This window comes from Geothermobacter hydrogeniphilus (genome assembly GCF_002898515.1).
In the GTDB taxonomy this organism is placed as follows: Bacteria; Desulfobacterota; Desulfuromonadia; order Desulfuromonadales; family Geothermobacteraceae; genus Geothermobacter_A.
Window position 1 is genome coordinate 70,659 of sequence record NZ_PPFX01000013.1, and the last position, 16,619, is coordinate 87,277.

The window sequence follows — 16,619 nt, forward strand, 5'->3', positions numbered from 1 at the left end:
TTGATGAAAGCGCCATGCGGACCCTGAAACGAACCCTGCCGATTTTTCTGTTGCTGCTGCTGGTTGCCGGACCGGTTCATGCCGAACTGGTCAGCAAGATCGCCGCGATCGTCAACGATGACATCATCACCACCCACCAGCTTGATCTCAAGCTGGCGGAATATTTCGCCACCGAGGCCAGGGGACGCAAGATCCCGCCGCAGCAGATTGCGGCGTTGCGGGAAAAGTTGCTCGACCGGATGATTGATCAGGTTCTGGTCAAACAGCAGATCAAGACCCTCGGGCTGACCGTCAGTGACGCCGAGATTGACCAGGCCATTGCTGACGTGCAGCGGAAGAACAAGCTCACCAGGGAGCAACTGGGCAAGGCCCTGGAAGTCCAGGGAATGAGTTACGATGCCTATCGGGAAAAACTGCGCGCCCAGCTGTTGCAATACAAGCTGATTGGTCGCCAGGTGCAGAGCAAGATCGATGTCACCGACACCGATATCCGCCTCTATTTCCGCACCCATATCGATGATTATCGTGAGCCCCCCTTCGTCAAGCTCGCCAACCTGCTGTTTCCTCTGCCGCAGCATGCCGATGATGCGCAGATCGCCGAGGTTCGTCAACGTGCCGCTCAGGCGCTGGCCAGGCTGCGCGCCGGTGAAGATTTTTCCGCCCTGCTGAAGGAGCTTGAATCTTCCGGACAGGCCCAGGGAGGGGAGATGGGCCGTTTCAAGGAAGGGGAGCTTTCCGGCGCCATCCGCGAAGCCCTCGTGGGACTGAAAACCGGCGATTACAGTTCCCCGGTGCAGACTCTGGCGGGGTTCCTGATCTTCAAGGTTGTCGATCGCACCCCCGGTCATATCCGCAATTTCGACCAGGTCAAGGCAGAGATCAAGCAGACGCTGGTCGATGAGGACCGGGAGCGCCAGTTCAAAAAATGGACGACAACCCTGAAGAAGGATTCCTACATCGATGTCAGAATATAACCGGCTGAAGTGAAGGCTGAAGGCTGAAAAGGCAGAAGGGATCGCGGCAATCCTTTCTGCCTTTTTCTGTTTTGCTTGCCTGTTGCGCTCACGCTCGGCTATAGTCATTGCTTACCATTTTGGATTTCATTTATGGATAAACCGCTGATTATAACCATGGGCGACCCGACCGGGGTCGGCCCGGAGCTGCTCGTCAAGGTCCTGCTGGAAGGGGGGCTGGAGAACCGTGTCCGGCCGCTGCAGGTGGTCGGTGATGTCGGTGTGCTGCGGCGCGCGGCGCGCGTTTTCGATGCCGAGGTTCGGGCCGAGCCGGAGGCTGGTGGACTGCAGCGGCTGCGTATCGGCGGGCGTTCGCTGGTGGTCCGGCCGGTATCCAACCTGCCGGCGGACAGGCTGGTCTACGGTCGGCCGGACGCGGCCGCCGGGCGGGCCATGGCTGCCTATGTCGAGGCGGCGGCGCGGGCCTGCCTCTCCGGAGAAGCCGCCGGCATGGTCACCTGTCCGATCAACAAGGCGGCGATCAACGCCGCCGGCATCCATTTTCCCGGCCACACCGAGCTGCTGGCCGAGCGTTGCGGGGTGGAGAAGGTGGTGATGATGCTGGCCGGCACGCGGCTGCGGGTCTGCCTGGTGACCACCCATCTCGCCTATCGTGATGTCCCCGGGGTGCTTTCCGGCGAGGAGGTCCTGGCCACCATCCGCATCGTCGATCATGCTTTCCGCGAACAGTTCGGCCTCAAGACACCGCGCCTGGCGGTGGCGGCGCTCAATCCGCACGCCGGGGAGGGAGGACTGTTCGGTGACGAGGAAGAGCGGCTGATCCTCCCGGCCATCGTGCAGGGGCGTGACAGGGGAATCGATGTGCGGGGCCCCTTCCCGTCCGACACCCTGTTTCACTTCGCCGCCCGCGGCGACTACGACGCGGTGATATGCATGTACCACGACCAGGGACTGATCCCCCTGAAGCTGCTGCACTTCGACGATGCCGTCAATGTCACCCTCGGCTTGCCGATTGTCCGCACCTCGGTTGACCACGGCACCGCCTACGACATCGCCGGCACTGGAACTGCGAGTACCGCCAGCCTGCTGGCCGCGATCCGCATGGCGGAGCAGATGAGCAAAACCCGGAAGCGGCCAAAGGCTAAGGGCCAAAGGCCAAAGGAATCCCCCTCAAGCCCTTAGCCGTCTTTGATTTTCCCTTTAGCCGATTTTAGATTTTTATGACCGACAAAATCATCATCAAGGGTGCCTGCGAGCACAACCTGAAACATATCGACGTTGAGATTCCGCGCGACAAGCTGGTGGTGATCACCGGCGTCTCCGGCTCCGGCAAATCGACCCTCGCCTTCGATACCATCTACGCCGAGGGGCAGCGGCGCTACGTGGAATCCCTTTCGGCCTACGCCCGCCAGTTTCTCGAACAGATGGACAAGCCGGATGTCGAGAGCATCGAGGGTCTCTCCCCGGCGATCTCCATCGAGCAGAAGACCACCAGCCGCAACCCCCGTTCCACGGTCGGCACGGTGACCGAAATCTACGATTACCTGCGGTTGCTGTATGCCCGCATCGGCCGGGTCTACTGTTTCAAGTGCGGCCGGGAAATCGCTTCGCAGACGGTTCAGCAGATGGTGGATAAGGTGCTGGAGCTGCCGGAAAAGAGCAAGGTGAGCCTGCTGGCGCCGATCGTGCGCGGCCGCAAGGGTGAATACCGCAAGGAGCTGAGGCAGTTGCAGGCCGATGGTTTCGTCCGGGTTCGCGTTGACGGCGAGCAGTACGAACTGGGGGAGGAGATCCCGCTCGACAAGAACAGGAAGCACACCATCGAGGTGATTGTCGACCGGCTGGTGGTCAAGGAGGGCATCCGCACCCGGCTCGCCGATTCGCTGGAAACTGCCCTGCGACTGGCCGACGGTACGGTGCGGGTCGAGGTGGTCGGCGGTGAAAGTTCCCTCTGGTCGGAACAGCACGCCTGCGTCGAGTGCGGTGTTTCCTACCCGGAAATCACCCCGCGGATGTTTTCCTTCAACAATCCCTACGGGGCCTGCCCCGACTGTTCCGGTCTCGGAACGCGGATGTACTTCGACCCGGAGCTGGTGGTTCCCGACGCGACCCTCTCGCTGCGCGAGGGGGCGGTGGCGCCCTGGGAGAGCCGCACCGGGGTTTATTACCAGAACATCCTCGAATCGCTGGCGGACCATTATGAGTTCAACATCCGGACCCCGTTCCGTGAATTGCCGGAGCCGGTACGGCAGGTTGTCCTGCACGGTTCCGGGGAGGAGAAGATCCGCTTTTTCTGGGACCAGGGACAGCGGCGGCACTTTTACCAGAAGGCATTCGAAGGGGTGATCCCCAACCTGGAGCGGCGCTACCGGGAGACCGACTCCGACACGGTGCGGGAACAGCTTGAACAGTACATGAATGTCATGCCCTGTCCGACCTGTAACGGGGCCAGGCTGAAGCTGGAAATGCTCAACGTGCGCATCGGCGACCGCAATATCCAGCAGGTCTGTTCCCTCTCCATCGGCGAGGCGGAAGAGTTCTTCTCCGGGCTCGAACTGACCTCCAGGGAACAACAGATCGCCCGCAGGATTCTCAAGGAGATTCGTGAACGGCTCTCCTTTCTGACCCACGTCGGTCTTGACTATCTCTCCCTCGACCGAACCTCGGGTACCCTCTCCGGCGGCGAGGGGCAGCGCATCCGTCTCGCCACCCAGGTCGGCTCCAGCCTGGTCGGGGTACTCTATATTCTCGATGAGCCCTCCATCGGCCTGCACCAGCGTGACAACCGGCGGCTGCTGGAGACCCTCAAGCGGTTGCGTGACATCGGCAACACGGTGCTGGTGGTCGAACACGACGAGGAAACGATCCTCGAGGCCGATCATGTCATCGACATGGGACCGGCGGCCGGGGCGCATGGTGGCGAGGTGGTCGCCCAGGGTAGCCCCCGACAGATTCTTGCCGCATCGGTGTCGCTGACCGGCCGCTACCTGAGCGGCGAGCTGCAGATTCCCCTGCCCGCTTCCCGCCGCCGGCCGGAGCGCTGGATCGAGATCCGCGGCGCCCGGGAGAACAACCTGAAAAACCTTGACGTGCGCGTCCCGCTCGGGGTGATGACCTGCGTCACCGGGGTGTCCGGTTCGGGCAAATCGACCCTGACCATCGATACCCTCTATCGCACCCTCGCGTCACACCTCAATGGTTCCCGGCAACGGGCCGGACGTTGTGACGCTATTCTCGGTCTCGAACAGCTTGACAAGGTGATCGATATCGACCAGTCGCCGATCGGGCGGACGCCGCGTTCCAATCCGGCCACCTACACCGGGGTGTTCACCGATATTCGGCAGTTGTTCGCCGAGTTGACCGAGGCGAGGGTGCGCGGCTACAAACCGGGGAGATTTTCCTTCAATGTCAAGGGGGGCCGCTGTGAGGCCTGCCAGGGCGACGGTATCCTCAAGATCGAGATGCACTTTCTGCCCGATGTCTTCGTCACCTGCGACACCTGCGATGGGGCGCGTTTCAATCGCGAGACCCTGGAAGTGAAATACAAGGGGAAATCGATCGCCGAAGTTCTTGACATGACCGCCAACCAGGCGGCGAAATTTTTTGAGAACATCCCGAAAATAAAGAACAAGCTCGAAACCCTGCGGGATGTCGGTCTTGGTTACATCAAGCTCGGCCAGAGCGCCACCACGCTTTCCGGCGGAGAAGCGCAACGGGTCAAGCTGGCCAAAGAGCTCAGTAAACGCGCCACCGGCAGGACCATTTACATTCTCGACGAGCCGACCACCGGGCTGCATTTCGCCGATATCGAAAAACTGCTGCAGGTGCTGCAGCGATTGGTCGAGACCGGCAACACGGTGGTGGTCATCGAACACAACCTCGATGTCATCAAGACCGCCGACTACCTGATCGATCTCGGTCCCGAGGGCGGGAGTTGCGGTGGTCGGCTGGTGGCAGTTGGTACCCCGGAAGAGGTTGTCCGGACCCCGGAATCGTATACCGGGGTCTTCCTGCGTCCCTATCTTGACGCGGCAGACAGGAAGTGTGGCGCCGGTGCGACAGTTGGCTGACACTCTGTGGTGAAAAGCCCACGGGATTTCACGGACCGGCGAAGAGTGAAAAAGAGCTTATCCTTTGCCGGGTTAAGTCCGACAAGATAAGAGGCGGCCAATAGCGGGGCAACAAGCTGAAAAGACAAGTGGACCGAGGTGTGTTTCGGGCAGAGATTTTATTGCCGATAAAAAGAGTCGAGTTTCTTCTGTTGTGGCATGCAGGTTGCAACTGGGTAGGTTGACTGCACCCGCCACCAGCGCGACACCTCTTTGTCGACAGGAACGCAGGATATGAAAAAAATCATCGCTCTTCTGGTTCTTTTCCTCAGCGGCTGCGCCGCCAACCAGGCTGCCTTTATTTCCGAGCCCCCCGGCGCCCAGGTGATCGTCAATGGTGAAGTGATCGGCACCACGCCCTGCAAACTTGAATACCGCTGCGATTCCGGAACCGACTATGAAGTGGTGATTCAAAAGGATGGCTACGAGCCGGTCCGACATACGTTCAAATCCGACGAGATTGATCGTGGCGAGCGTGCCAAGTGGGTGACCGCCAGCATCCTCCTGCCGCTCGGTAGCCCGTTGCTGATCGGTGCCCTGTTCACCAAGAAACTCAAGGACAGCTACGAATTCGTCCTCAAGCAGGAAACCCCTCAGGTGGCCCGGCAGGATCAGGGAAAGGTCGCTTTCTGAGTTTTATCCCGTTACGCAGAACTTGAGGCAGGCCCTGTGGGCCTGCCTTTTTTGTTTGTACGTCGGGTCTGGTGTGATGGTTGACAATCCTGTCCCGGCTGATAAACTGCACCCTCTGGCTCAAGATTGTTATCGTTTCCTGATTAATGCATGTTTATCTTCCAGGGAGGAGAATCATGGCTGATCTGAAAGGCACCAGAACCGAGCAGCATCTGCAGGAAGCATTTGCCGGCGAATCCCAGGCCAATCGCAAGTATCTGGCTTTTGCCAAGCAGGCCGAAATCGAGGGACATGCCCAGGTGGCCAAACTGTTTCGGGCCGCCGCCGTCGCGGAAACCGTTCACGCTCATGCCCATCTGCGGGTTCTCGGTGGCGTGGGTGACACGGCAGCCAATCTCAAGGAGGCGGTCGCGGGCGAAACTTTCGAGTTTACCGATATGTATCCGGAGATGATCCGTGAAGCAACCAATGCCGGGTTCGATTCGGCACTGAAAAGTTTCTCCTACGCCAATACCGTGGAGAAGGTTCATGCCGAACTGTACCAGAAGGCGCTGGACAGCCTTGGACAGAACGCTGAGATCGATTATTATGTCTGTCAGGTCTGCGGCAATACCATCGAGGGTGCCCCGGATGGCCCCTGTGAAGTGTGCGGCGCGGCGATTGCCGCGTTCAGGAAAATCGATTGAGGCCTGTTGGAAAAGAGCTTAGCAAGCCGGGCCCGCAGGCCCGGCTTTTTTTTATTGCGGCCGGTTGCCGTTGACCGGTTCGGCTGATGGGAGGTTGTTATGGAAAAGTGTCCTGTTTGTAAAGAAGAGAGCAAGGGAAAATATTTCTGTAAAAACTGCAAGACCGTTTTTCGTTGCCCGACACAGGGCTGCGAATATGAAATCCGCAAACGCGACCTGGAGACCTGTCCCAAGTGCGGTCTTATTTTCGAAGACTATGTGGAACGCCGCAAGATGTATCGTATGTGTCCGAAGTGCAAGAAAAAACAGGGTGTTTCCGACCCCCAGTGTCGCTATTGCCGTTACTGGTTCAACTGTCCGACCTGTGGTCACAAGGTGCCCTCGACCAGTATGTTGACCTGCCCGCGGTGCGCCACCAGTCTGCGATGACCCTCGACCCTGCCGGGTTTTTACCCGACCCCTGACGGTCCGCCCTTACCGGCGGACCGTTTTTTCTTGAACCGCACTCGGTAAGCCTGTTACTTTTCTGCTAAGCTACTGTTATCTCAACAAGTTAATCCTGAATCAGTAAACACGTCGGCGGCGAATGGCACAAGGCATTGACCCGCCTGAGTTTTCCGAAAATTACCGGTGAACCTATGGGTGCACCTCAGATTTTTGAAAACCTCATTCAGGCCAAGCCCTTGCACTCTTCATCCGGCATGGGTCCACAGATTCAGGTTACTGTTCTGTCGGCAGCAACGGCAGGATATGGACCGCGGTGCCCGGGGCACCCGATGAGGTGACCACAGTGCTTGACGCCCTTCTCTGGCTGTTGCTGACGGCGGTTTCGATGCTCACCGCCGGGCACGCTCTGCTCAACAAGCGCGATCCGCGGGCCGGGTTGATCTGGGTGCTGCTCTGCTTCTTTCTGCCCGGTATCGGCGTGGTTCTTTACTGGCTGCTCGGGGTCAACCGCATCCGCACCCGCGCCCGGGATGTCCAGTCCCGCGGCGAAGAGCGTCCCTGGCCCGAACCGAGCATCAGCTACTGGCATCCCCGCTTCAGTTACGATCCGATCTTCCTGCATGAAAACAACCACGCGCTGCTCGCTCTGGCCGACAGTGTCACCCGCCGGCCGTTGACCTCGGGCAACCGGGTGGTGCCGATGTTCAATGGCGAACAGGCTTACCCCGCCATGCTGGAGGCGATTGACGCCGCTGAGCGGGAAATCAACCTCGCCACCTATATCTTCGGCTCCGGGGCCACAGGCAAGAAATTCATCGCCGCTCTGGAAGCCGCCGCCGCCCGTGGCGTGACCGTCAGGATGCTGATCGACGCTCTCGGTGAACGCTACAGTTTTCCACCTGTCCGGAGGCTGATCCGCGACCGGAGAATCAGGGTGTTGCGTTTTCTGCCGCCCTCCCTGTTCGGGCGCGGCATCCATTTCAACCTGAGAAATCACCGTAAGCTGCTGATCATCGACAGCCATGTCGGCTTCACCGGTGGGATGAATATTGCCGACCGGCACCTGGCCGCCGATGTCAAGAATCCCCGCGCCACCGCCGATGTCCACTTTCGTATCGAGGGACCGGTGGTCGGCCAGCTGCAGGAGGCCTTCTGGGAAGACTGGTCGTTCGCCAGTGGCGAGAAGTTTCAAAATCCCGAATACCCGCCGCCGGTGGAGTGGGGGGCGGCCTTCTGCCGCGGTATCAGCGCCGGTCCCAACGAGGATTACGACAAACTGCGCTGGATCCTGATCGGTGCCTTCAACAGTGCCCGCCACCGTATCCGCATCATGACCCCCTACTTCATCCCCGAGCGGTCGCTGATCGCCGCCATCAATGCCGCCGCCCTGCGCGGTGTCGATGTCGAGATCATCCTGCCGGTGAAGAACAATCTGCCCTATGTCGCCTGGGCGGCGCGGGCCTATTTCTGGGAACTGCTGAGGCATGGCACCCGCATCTACTACCAGCCGCCGCCCTTCGCCCACAGCAAGCTGCTGCTGGTCGACGACCATTACAGTCTGGTCGGATCGGCCAACCTCGACCCGCGCAGCCTGCGTCTCAATTTCGAGTTCAACCTTGAAGTCTTCGACCGTACCCTGTGCGATCAGCTCAGTGAACATTTCGACGCCATCCGTGTCAGATCCCAGCAGATCACCCTCGCCGAAATCGATCAGCGCCCGCTGACCATCAAGCTGGCCGACTCCTTCTGCAAGTTGTTTTCGCCGTATCTGTAAGGGGTTCTTGATTTCCGGCGAAGTGTGGTTGTGTCCCTGCCGGCTCTGAAAACAATTTAAATACTGAAATCCTGAATCAGTGAGCTTATTACCGGCGAATAGCGCAAATCATTAACCTGCCTGCGCTTTCCAAAAATCACCGGCGAACCTATGGGTGCGCCTTAGATTTTTGAAAATCGCATTCAGGTCAAGCACTTGCACTCTTCATCCGGTACAAACCCCCTGATTCAGGGAAATGTTTCAATGAATAGCGAGCGGAAGGTGGGCTGAGCGACCCGGCGCTTCAGTCCTCGAGTTCAGGCGGCCCAGCCGTAATCATCCCCCTCGACGCATTCACTCATCCCTTCCAGAAAGGACTTCTCCTGCGGGTCGCTGATCAGTTCCGCAACGCCGTGGTTGACCGACCAGCTGCTGCCACAGATCCGGCATTCGGTGATGTTTTCGTAAAAACCCTCGGCGTGAAGACCGAGATTTTTCTGTTCCTGCTCAAGACTTTTGCAGACCGGGCAGTGCATGGCGCTCTCCTTTTTCTTATGTGGTTTAAATTACCATTTCGTAGCGACAAGTTTACTCTCAGGGCGCATCATGTCAAGGGCAATATCAATAAAAAATCAAGATAAAACAAATAGTTAAGGATGTATTTGTTTTACCTTGCATACCTATGGTATAAAAAATGCGCTTTGGCGCATGCCGGCGGCTTTTTCCTTGCCCTTAACTGTATGGAATAATTCAGGTTATCTCTGAATCAACCGGGATTCTGTTTTTGTCACGCAGGTGTCCCGGCGTGCCGGGGTTTGTCGTACGTCGATGCTTGCCCCGGTCATGGTCGGGTGCTATGCTGTGTGCCCCACCCCATGGTCGTTGCGGGATTCCCTTGCGCGGAAATCCCCGGTGGCCGTGCAGGTCTCAATAGACCATTGCCGTAGGAGTGTCCATGTCGGAACAGAGCTATGAAGTTCTTGTCGTCGGCGCCGGTCCGGCCGGGGTTGCCGCTGCCTACCTGTGTCACCAGCAGGGAATAAGCTACCTGCTGATCGAGTCGGGCATGCGGGTTTTTCAGGGGATCGCGACCACCTATCCGGCCGGGAAGAATGTTTTTGCCTCGCGGCCCAAAGACAGCGAAGAGCCCTTTCGGGTCGAGGCGCTGCAGCCGCCGGAGAAACCGGTGACGGTGGAGAAATACCTGCAGTATGTCGAGCATTTCGTGGAGCATGAACAGCTCAACCTGCAGCTGGAAACTCAGTTCGTGGAGGTCGCGGAGGATCGCGGCGGCTATCTGGTTACAACCTCGCGGGGCTCATTGCGGGCAAAGCGGATCATTCTGGCCTTCGGCAGCAGCATCCCCAAGGAGCTGACCGTCTATGGCGATGCCAAGATGGTCGCCAAGACTCTCGACGATCCGCAGAAATATGTCGGGGTGCGAACCCTGGTGATCGGCGGTGGCAATACCGCGGCCGATGTTATCAGCTCGATTCTGCGTGCCAAGCGTGAGGCGGAGGATGATCAGCCGGTCTACTGGGCCCATATCGCCGAGACCTTCGATGTCAACAAGGAGACCGCCCAGCGGCTGGGGGAGGAGATTCTGCTCGGTGGCCACGTGCGGCTGCTGCCGGGGGCGCAGCCGCGTATCGGCGAGGTGGACAAGCATGGCGTCGACCGGCTGGTAATTCGTACCAGCGAGGTGCGGCAATCGGACGGCATCGAGATTTACAATGCTCTCAGTTTCCCGATGCAGAATGTTCTGGCCTGCATCGGGTCGCAGGGACCGCTGCCGATTTTCGATCAGCTGGGGTTGCAGTCTATCGCCTGTGCCGAGGGGGTCTGCCGAGTTGCCAAGGAGGGCGATCGGCTGCTGTTGCTGACCGCCGATTTCGAGTCGACCCGTAAGGGCATTTATGTTATCGGAGGAGGGATTTCACCCTCCTACATGTGCATCAGCGGCAGTTCCATCCAGGAGCAGAAGCATCCGAACCTGATCCATACGGCGATCAATGATGCCTACCGGGTGGTGACCGCCATCAGTGCGAAACTCACGACTCGCGACTGAGCCCCCGATCTATCGCGACAAAAGCGGCCTTTTCAGGCCGCTTCGTCGTTGCTGTCCGCGGTTTTTTTCTCTTCCTTCCGAACCGGAAGGTCACAGGCGTCGGACATTCAGGTGGAAACGCCCATTTTCGGCAGGATCCACTTCTGCAGAATGATCCAGACGGCGACAATACCGAGGACGATCCAGATATCCATGATCGGGTCCTTTCTCTGTCGACCGGGATGGTCAACTCATTCAATTATCAATATATTGCATTTGCCTGGCGGATGCAAGCTCCGGTGACCGTGATCCGGTTCGGGGAAACGCTGTCGGGAGGGACGGATATCGGTGGGACAAGGAGCGGGCAGGTCACGAGTCATGCAGACCGGAACCTGCCCGGCGTTATTCGTTCAGGCGTTGTTGAGTTCGTCGATATATTTTTCCGCGACAATCGCCGCCACGGCGCCGTCGCCGACCGCGGTGGCGATCTGTTTGAGCAGTTTCTTGCGGACATCGCCGGCGGCAAAGACCCCCGGCATCGAAGTGCGGCATTCGGCATCGGTGAGGATATGGCCGCCGGCGTCGAGGTCGAGTACGCCGGCGAGGAAGTGAGCCTTGGGGGTCACGCCGATGGCGACAAACAGCCCCTGCAGCGGCAGGTTGCGGACCTCTCCTGTCCGCGTGTCCCGCAGGTCGACCGAGGTCATGCCGCTCTGGTCTCCCTTGACCTCGCTGACGACACTGTTCCACACCATTTCAATCTTGTCGTTGGCGAACACCCGGTCCTGCAGTAGCTTGGTGGCGCGCAGGCTGTCGCGACGGTGAACCAGGTAGACCTTTTTGGCGAAGCGGGTCAGAAACAGCGCCTCCTCGGCCGCGGTATCGCCACCGCCGACGATAGCGATCTCCTGTTCGCGGAAGAAGGCGCCGTCGCAGGTGGCGCAGTAGGAGACGCCACGGCCGGTGAATTCAACTTCACCGGGAACATCGAGCTTGCTCGGTTCGGCGCCGGTGGTGATGATCACCGCCCGGGCTCTCAACTCCTCGCCATCGACGGTCAGCACCTTCTGCTCACCGTCGAGACGCAGTCCAGTCACATCACCGGTGGTGGTTTCAAGGCCGAATTCCTGACAGTGTTCCTGAAAGCGGATCATCAGGTCGGGGCCGTCGATGCCGCCGGGGAAACCGGGGTAGTTTTCCACCTTGGTGGTGGTCATCACCTGGCCGCCCATGATCATTTTCTCGATCAGCAGGGTCTTCAACCGGGCGCGCGAACTATAGAGACCGGCGGTCAGTCCTGCCGGGCCGCCGCCGATAATAACAACATCGTAGAGCTTGTCGGACATCTGTTCTTCTCCTTGGCAAAGTAGCGGCAACTCTAGCACATCGACCGGGCGGCTGTGAACCTTCCGGCGATTTTTTGGCTTGCCTGCAGCCGGGTCAGGCGCTAGCCTGTGGCGGTATGAAAGGATTGCGACGATTTCTGATCTGGGGGCTGGTCTTCTGCGTCCTGCTGGCGGGGATGGACCAGTTGCTGCTCAAGGTTCCTCTGCCGGCGCCGGGTGTGCGTGAGGTCCAGGTCTTCTACCGCGACTTCCGCAATCGACTGCTGGCCATGTTCGGGGCCACCGGTCGGCCGAGTATCGAACAGCTGATCGGCGCGGCGGAGAAAAAACCGGCTGTCAAGCCGGCGACGGCCGTTGCCCCCTTGAGAACAGCGGTGCCGGCCGGCGGCAAGACGCCCATCCCGGGCCGGCGTTACCTCTATGTCGATCAGAACGGCGCCCTGCAGTTCGCCGATTCACTGCAGCAGGTACCGCGGCGTTTCCGCGCCAGCGCCCAGCCCCTCAAGGACTGAGCCGTTCCCTTCTCACAAGGATTGCCCATGAACAGCGACGACCAGGATTTCGATCCGAACGAAGAGGAAGATTTCGCCGCCCTGCTGGAGCAGAGCCTGAGTACAACCGGTATCCGCATCGAGCCGGGACAGAAGGTCGAGGCGAAGGTTTTGCAAATCGGCAGCGAGTGGATTTTTCTCGATGTCGGCCAGAAAGGGGAGGGAGTCCTTGATGTCAGGGAACGGCAGGATGCCGACGGGCGGCTGACGGTCGCGGTCGGCGATACCTTGGCGGTTTACTTTGTCTCCAGCGCCGGTGGCGAGCTGCGTTTCACCACCCGTCTCGGTGGCGGCGCCTCGGGCACCGAACAGCTGGAACAGGCCTGGCAGGGGGGTATCCCGGTCGAGGGGCGGATCGAGAAGGAAATCAAGGGGGGCTACGAGATCCGCCTCCCCGGCGGAGTACGATCATTCTGTCCTTTCTCCCAGCTTGGTCTGCGTCGGGAGGAGAATTCCGAGACGTTGCTGGGTCAGACCCTGTCCTTCAAGATCAGCCAGTTCAGTGAGCAGGGACGTAACATTGTCGTTTCCCATCGCGAGATTCTGGAGGAGGAGCGTCGGCAACGGCGAGAGGAATTGCGGACAACCCTCAAGGACGGGCAGGTTGTTCAGGGGACGGTCACCAATGTCCGTGATTTCGGCGCCTTCGTTGATATTGGCGGCATTGAGGGACTGCTGCCGATTTCCGAAATCAGTTACGGGCGCGTCGAGGATATCAACGAAGTGCTCCATGTCGGCCAGCAGCTGGAGGTGGCGGTGAAGTCCTGTGACTGGGAAAACAACAGGTTCTCCTTCAGTCTGCGCGACACTCTGGCCGACCCCTGGAGCCGGGTTGGAACCGTTTTCGCCGTCGGCACCACCCATACCGGCACCGTCTCGCGGCTCGCCAACTTCGGCGCCTTCGTTACCCTTGACGAAGGCCTGGACGGACTGCTGCACATCTCGAAACTGGGCGGCGGGCGCCGCATCAGGCATCCCAAGGAAGAACTGATGGTCGGTCAGCAACTGCGGGTGACCATTGAACAGGTTGATCGTGAGGCGCGGCGGATTTCCCTGGCTCCGGCAACGGAAGGCGAGACCGGGGAGCAGAACAGCTATCTTGAACAACCCTCTTCCGGAGGGATGGGGACTTTTGCCGACCTGTTCAAAGCGGGGATGAAAAAGAAGTAGCCTTTCTCCACCCCCGGCAGCAGGAGGTCGAAAAACCACGCTCCCCAGGCTGAGCAAAAATGCCCAGATGCAAGGCGTCCGAAACTCTGCGGAATAAGGCGTACCGGAAGGTACGTCGTTGACGCAGGGGGAGGACAACGCAGCAGATGGGCGTTTTTCCTCAGACTCCTAGAGCAACTTGCCGTACACCTCCGGTCGCCGGTCATCGGCGCAGGGGATCTGGGCGCGGTAGTCCTGCAGCCGTGCGAATTCGAATTCGGCAACCAGTTCGGTATCGGCTGCCCCGGCTTCGGCAAGAACGTCGCCGCGTGGTTCGATCAACAGGCTCATACCGAAAAAATCGAGCCTGCCCTGCACGCCGCAGCAGTTGGTCGCGGCGATGAAGAGCTGATTCTCGATTGCCCGGGCGCGCAGCAGGGTTCGCCAGTGATCCTGGCGCGGTTTCGGCCACTCGGCCGGAAGGCAAATGATCTCCGCCCCTTCCAGGGTCAGTTTGCGGAACAGTTCGGGGAAGCGCAGATCGTAGCAGATCGCCACGCCGAGCCGGCCGACACTGGTGGTGACCACCAGGCTCTCTTCTCCGGAGCTCAGAAACCGGTCTTCTCCCATGAAGGAAAACAGGTGCAGCTTGCGGTAACTGCCCGCTATCCGTCCCCGGTCGATGATGTAGGCGGTATTGAAAACATTCTCCCGCGCTCTTTCCGGCAGGCTGCCGACAATGACCATCCCGCTCTCTTCGCTGATCCGACAGAGCTCGTTCAGGACCTGCGGCGTTTCCATGGCCAGTTCCGGCAGCCGCTTGTAGTCGTAGCCGCAACTCCACATTTCCGGCAGAACGGCCAGTTGCGCACCCTGGTCGGCGACCCGCCCGAGGGCGGCCGTCGCCTTCACTAGATTTGTTTTAATTTCACCCAAGGCGATGTGGAACTGAAGACTGGATACCTTCACGCGAGACAGCATAAAACCTCTCCTTGAGAAAAAAAGAACACCGTTTCCATGTATCGATTCCGGGTTCTTGAAGATGTTCCCGAACGGCCATTATAGCCAACCCGCAGGTAGCCCACAAGCCCGGTCAGGGCCGCGGATTTGCTTGACACCCACGGGGGGCGGTGCTACAAAAAACGTTTTAAAGGTCCGTCGGGAGGAGGCGGGCCTGCTTTTGTTCCACTGGCCACCCCGAAACATTCTGTCCGTGCCGCCATCTGCCGGCCGGTGCGGATTCCAATCAGGCTTGCCTGTTCAGGAGGACCCGTGAAGCACCTATTATTGTCCGTAATGTTGTGTCTGCTGGGGAGTTCGTCGGTTCTTGCGAATGAAGGCGCTCCCCAGGTCGATACCGTCCTGGCGAGTACCGATCTCGGCTATCTGGCCCTTATTCTCTTCATCGCCGCTTATGCGCTGGTGATTCTCGAAGAGAAAATCCACCTGCGCAAAAGCAAGCCGGTACTGCTGGCGGCCGGCATCATCTGGATCCTGGTGGCGCTCGCCTATGCCGCCCTCGGGGATCACGAGACCCCGGAGGTCGCCATCCGCCACAACCTGATCGAATATGTCGAGCTGTTCCTGTTCCTGCTCTCGGCGATGACCTACATCAACGCCCTGACCGAACGCAATGTTTTCCAGGCACTGCGCTCCTGGCTGGTGCTCAAGGGCTTCACCCTGCGTACCGTCTTCTGGATTACCGGCCTGCTCGCTTTCCTCATTTCGCCGATCGCCGACAACCTGACCACGGCACTGCTGATGGGGGCGGTGGTCATGGCGGTGGCGCGCGACAATGCCAAGTTCGTCGTTGTCGCCTGCATCAACATTGTTGTTGGTGCCAACGCCGGCGGCGCCTTTTCCCCCTTCGGCGACATCACCACGCTGATGGTCTGGCAGAAGGGGCGGGTCGATTTCATCGAATTCTTCGCCATCTTCCTGCCTTCACTGGTCAACTGGCTGGTGCCGGCGCTGATCATGAGTTTCGCCGTTCCCAAGGAGCGTCCGGAAACCCACGGCGAGATGGTCACCATGAAGGTCGGTGCGCGCCGCATCATGTTTCTTTTCCTGCTGACCATCGTCACCGCGGTCTGTTTTCACCAATACCTCAACCTGCCCCCGGCGGTCGGCATGATGCTCGGCTTCGGCTACCTGGCCTTTTTCGGTTTCTTCCTGAAACGGCAGGAACTGCGGGCCATGACCACCGGCGACAATCCGCTCGATATCACCGGGCACAACGTAGAAGCCCACGGTCACGATGCTCCGGGTTTCGACCTGTTCCGCAAGGTCGCCAAGGCTGAATGGGACACCCTGCTGTTCTTTTACGGCGTCATTCTCTGTGTCGGCGGCCTGTCCCAGTTTGGCTACCTGGCGCTCGCTTCCAACTATTTCTACACGGACCTCGGTCCGACCTGGGCCAACGTCCTGGTCGGGATCATGTCGGCGGTGATTGACAACATCCCGGTAATGTTCGCGGTGCTGACCATGAACCCGCACATGTCGCACGGCCAGTGGCTGCTGGTGACCCTGACCGCCGGCGTCGGCGGCAGCCTGCTGTCTATCGGTTCCGCGGCCGGGGTCGGCCTGATGGGAACGGCCCGCGGCAAATACACTTTCGGTCAGCACCTGAAATGGACCTGGGCCATCGCTCTCGGCTACGCCGCCAGCATCTGGCTGCATCTGATTGTCAATGCCCACCACATGAACGATTTTCACTGAGGGGCGGCGGCTGAAAAGCACCCGTCTGCTTCGTTGCTCCCGGTCTCGGTCGCTGCGGAGTAGCTGCCGCTACACCTCACTCCCTCGGCCGGGAGACGCCTCACATCCGGACACTTTTGAGCCGCCTCGTACCCGGGGCGGCTCTTTTGTATGGTGCGCCAGGCATGGCGCGTAGCGCCTTGACTGGCGCTGTTCCGGTCGTTGTG

Annotated in this window: 14 protein-coding genes; 11 read left to right on the forward strand and 3 right to left on the reverse strand. The window is 59.6% G+C overall.

The features are described 5' to 3' along the window. Positions 1–14 precede the first annotated feature (14 nt). From C2E25_RS07625 to cls, 7 genes are all read left to right on the forward strand, one after another. A complete protein-coding gene (locus C2E25_RS07625) occupies positions 15–974 on the forward strand; it encodes a SurA N-terminal domain-containing protein (RefSeq protein WP_103115166.1) in 960 nt (319 codons plus the stop codon). Between the two features lie 132 nt (positions 975–1,106). Next, positions 1,107–2,156: a 4-hydroxythreonine-4-phosphate dehydrogenase PdxA gene (gene pdxA, locus C2E25_RS07630; protein WP_103115167.1), complete on the forward strand. Its 1,050-nt coding sequence runs from the start codon at positions 1,107–1,109 to the stop codon at positions 2,154–2,156. A 38-nt stretch (positions 2,157–2,194) separates the two neighbouring features. After that, the gene (gene uvrA, locus C2E25_RS07635; RefSeq protein ID WP_103115168.1) at positions 2,195–5,044 is read left to right on the forward strand and encodes an excinuclease ABC subunit UvrA; all 2,850 of its coding nucleotides are present in this window, start codon (positions 2,195–2,197) and stop codon (positions 5,042–5,044) included. 273 nt (positions 5,045–5,317) lie between these two features. After that, positions 5,318–5,716: a PEGA domain-containing protein gene (locus C2E25_RS07640; protein ID WP_103115169.1), complete on the forward strand. Its 399-nt coding sequence runs from the start codon at positions 5,318–5,320 to the stop codon at positions 5,714–5,716. Between the two features lie 176 nt (positions 5,717–5,892). Further along, complete coding sequence (locus C2E25_RS07645) at positions 5,893–6,402, forward strand: rubrerythrin family protein (protein ID WP_103115170.1); 510 nt, start codon at positions 5,893–5,895, stop codon at positions 6,400–6,402. 99 nt (positions 6,403–6,501) lie between these two features. Further along, positions 6,502–6,831, forward strand: a complete 330-nt coding sequence (locus C2E25_RS07650) for a hypothetical protein (protein WP_085011156.1) — start codon at positions 6,502–6,504, stop codon at positions 6,829–6,831. Between the two features lie 361 nt (positions 6,832–7,192). Continuing rightward, a complete protein-coding gene (gene cls, locus C2E25_RS07655; RefSeq protein ID WP_233189371.1) occupies positions 7,193–8,623 on the forward strand; it encodes a cardiolipin synthase in 1,431 nt (476 codons plus the stop codon). 296 nt (positions 8,624–8,919) lie between these two features. On the opposite strand, the gene C2E25_RS07660 is transcribed toward cls, so the two are convergent. Beyond that, entirely contained in the window at positions 8,920–9,138 is a 219-nt protein-coding gene (locus C2E25_RS07660; protein ID WP_103115171.1) for a hypothetical protein, read from the reverse strand. Between the two features lie 419 nt (positions 9,139–9,557). On the opposite strand from C2E25_RS07660, the gene C2E25_RS07665 reads away from it, so the two are divergent. Next, on the forward strand, positions 9,558–10,670 hold the full coding sequence (locus tag C2E25_RS07665) for an NAD(P)-binding domain-containing protein (protein WP_103115172.1): 1,113 nt from the start codon (positions 9,558–9,560) through the stop codon (positions 10,668–10,670). A gap of 389 nt (positions 10,671–11,059) precedes the next feature. Here the strand turns inward: C2E25_RS07665 and trxB are convergent, their stop codons facing one another. After that, positions 11,060–11,995 (reverse strand): thioredoxin-disulfide reductase, encoded by a 936-nt coding sequence (gene trxB / locus C2E25_RS07670; RefSeq protein ID WP_103115173.1) that lies wholly within the window; start codon positions 11,993–11,995, stop codon positions 11,060–11,062. Between the two features lie 116 nt (positions 11,996–12,111). Between trxB and C2E25_RS07675 the strand changes: the two genes are divergently transcribed. Continuing rightward, positions 12,112–12,507 (forward strand): hypothetical protein, encoded by a 396-nt coding sequence (locus C2E25_RS07675; protein WP_103115174.1) that lies wholly within the window; start codon positions 12,112–12,114, stop codon positions 12,505–12,507. Between the two features lie 27 nt (positions 12,508–12,534). After that, the gene (gene rpsA, locus C2E25_RS07680; RefSeq protein WP_103115175.1) at positions 12,535–13,716 is read left to right on the forward strand and encodes a 30S ribosomal protein S1; all 1,182 of its coding nucleotides are present in this window, start codon (positions 12,535–12,537) and stop codon (positions 13,714–13,716) included. Positions 13,717–13,884: 168 nt separating this feature from the next. Here the strand turns inward: rpsA and C2E25_RS07685 are convergent, their stop codons facing one another. Continuing rightward, complete coding sequence (locus C2E25_RS07685) at positions 13,885–14,676, reverse strand: carbon-nitrogen family hydrolase (protein ID WP_103115176.1); 792 nt, start codon at positions 14,674–14,676, stop codon at positions 13,885–13,887. Between the two features lie 291 nt (positions 14,677–14,967). Here C2E25_RS07685 and nhaD point away from each other — a divergent pair, with 291 nt between their 5' ends. Further along, the gene (gene nhaD / locus C2E25_RS07690) at positions 14,968–16,413 is read left to right on the forward strand and encodes a sodium:proton antiporter NhaD (RefSeq protein WP_233189372.1); all 1,446 of its coding nucleotides are present in this window, start codon (positions 14,968–14,970) and stop codon (positions 16,411–16,413) included. The last annotated feature ends 206 nt before the right edge of the window (positions 16,414–16,619 follow it).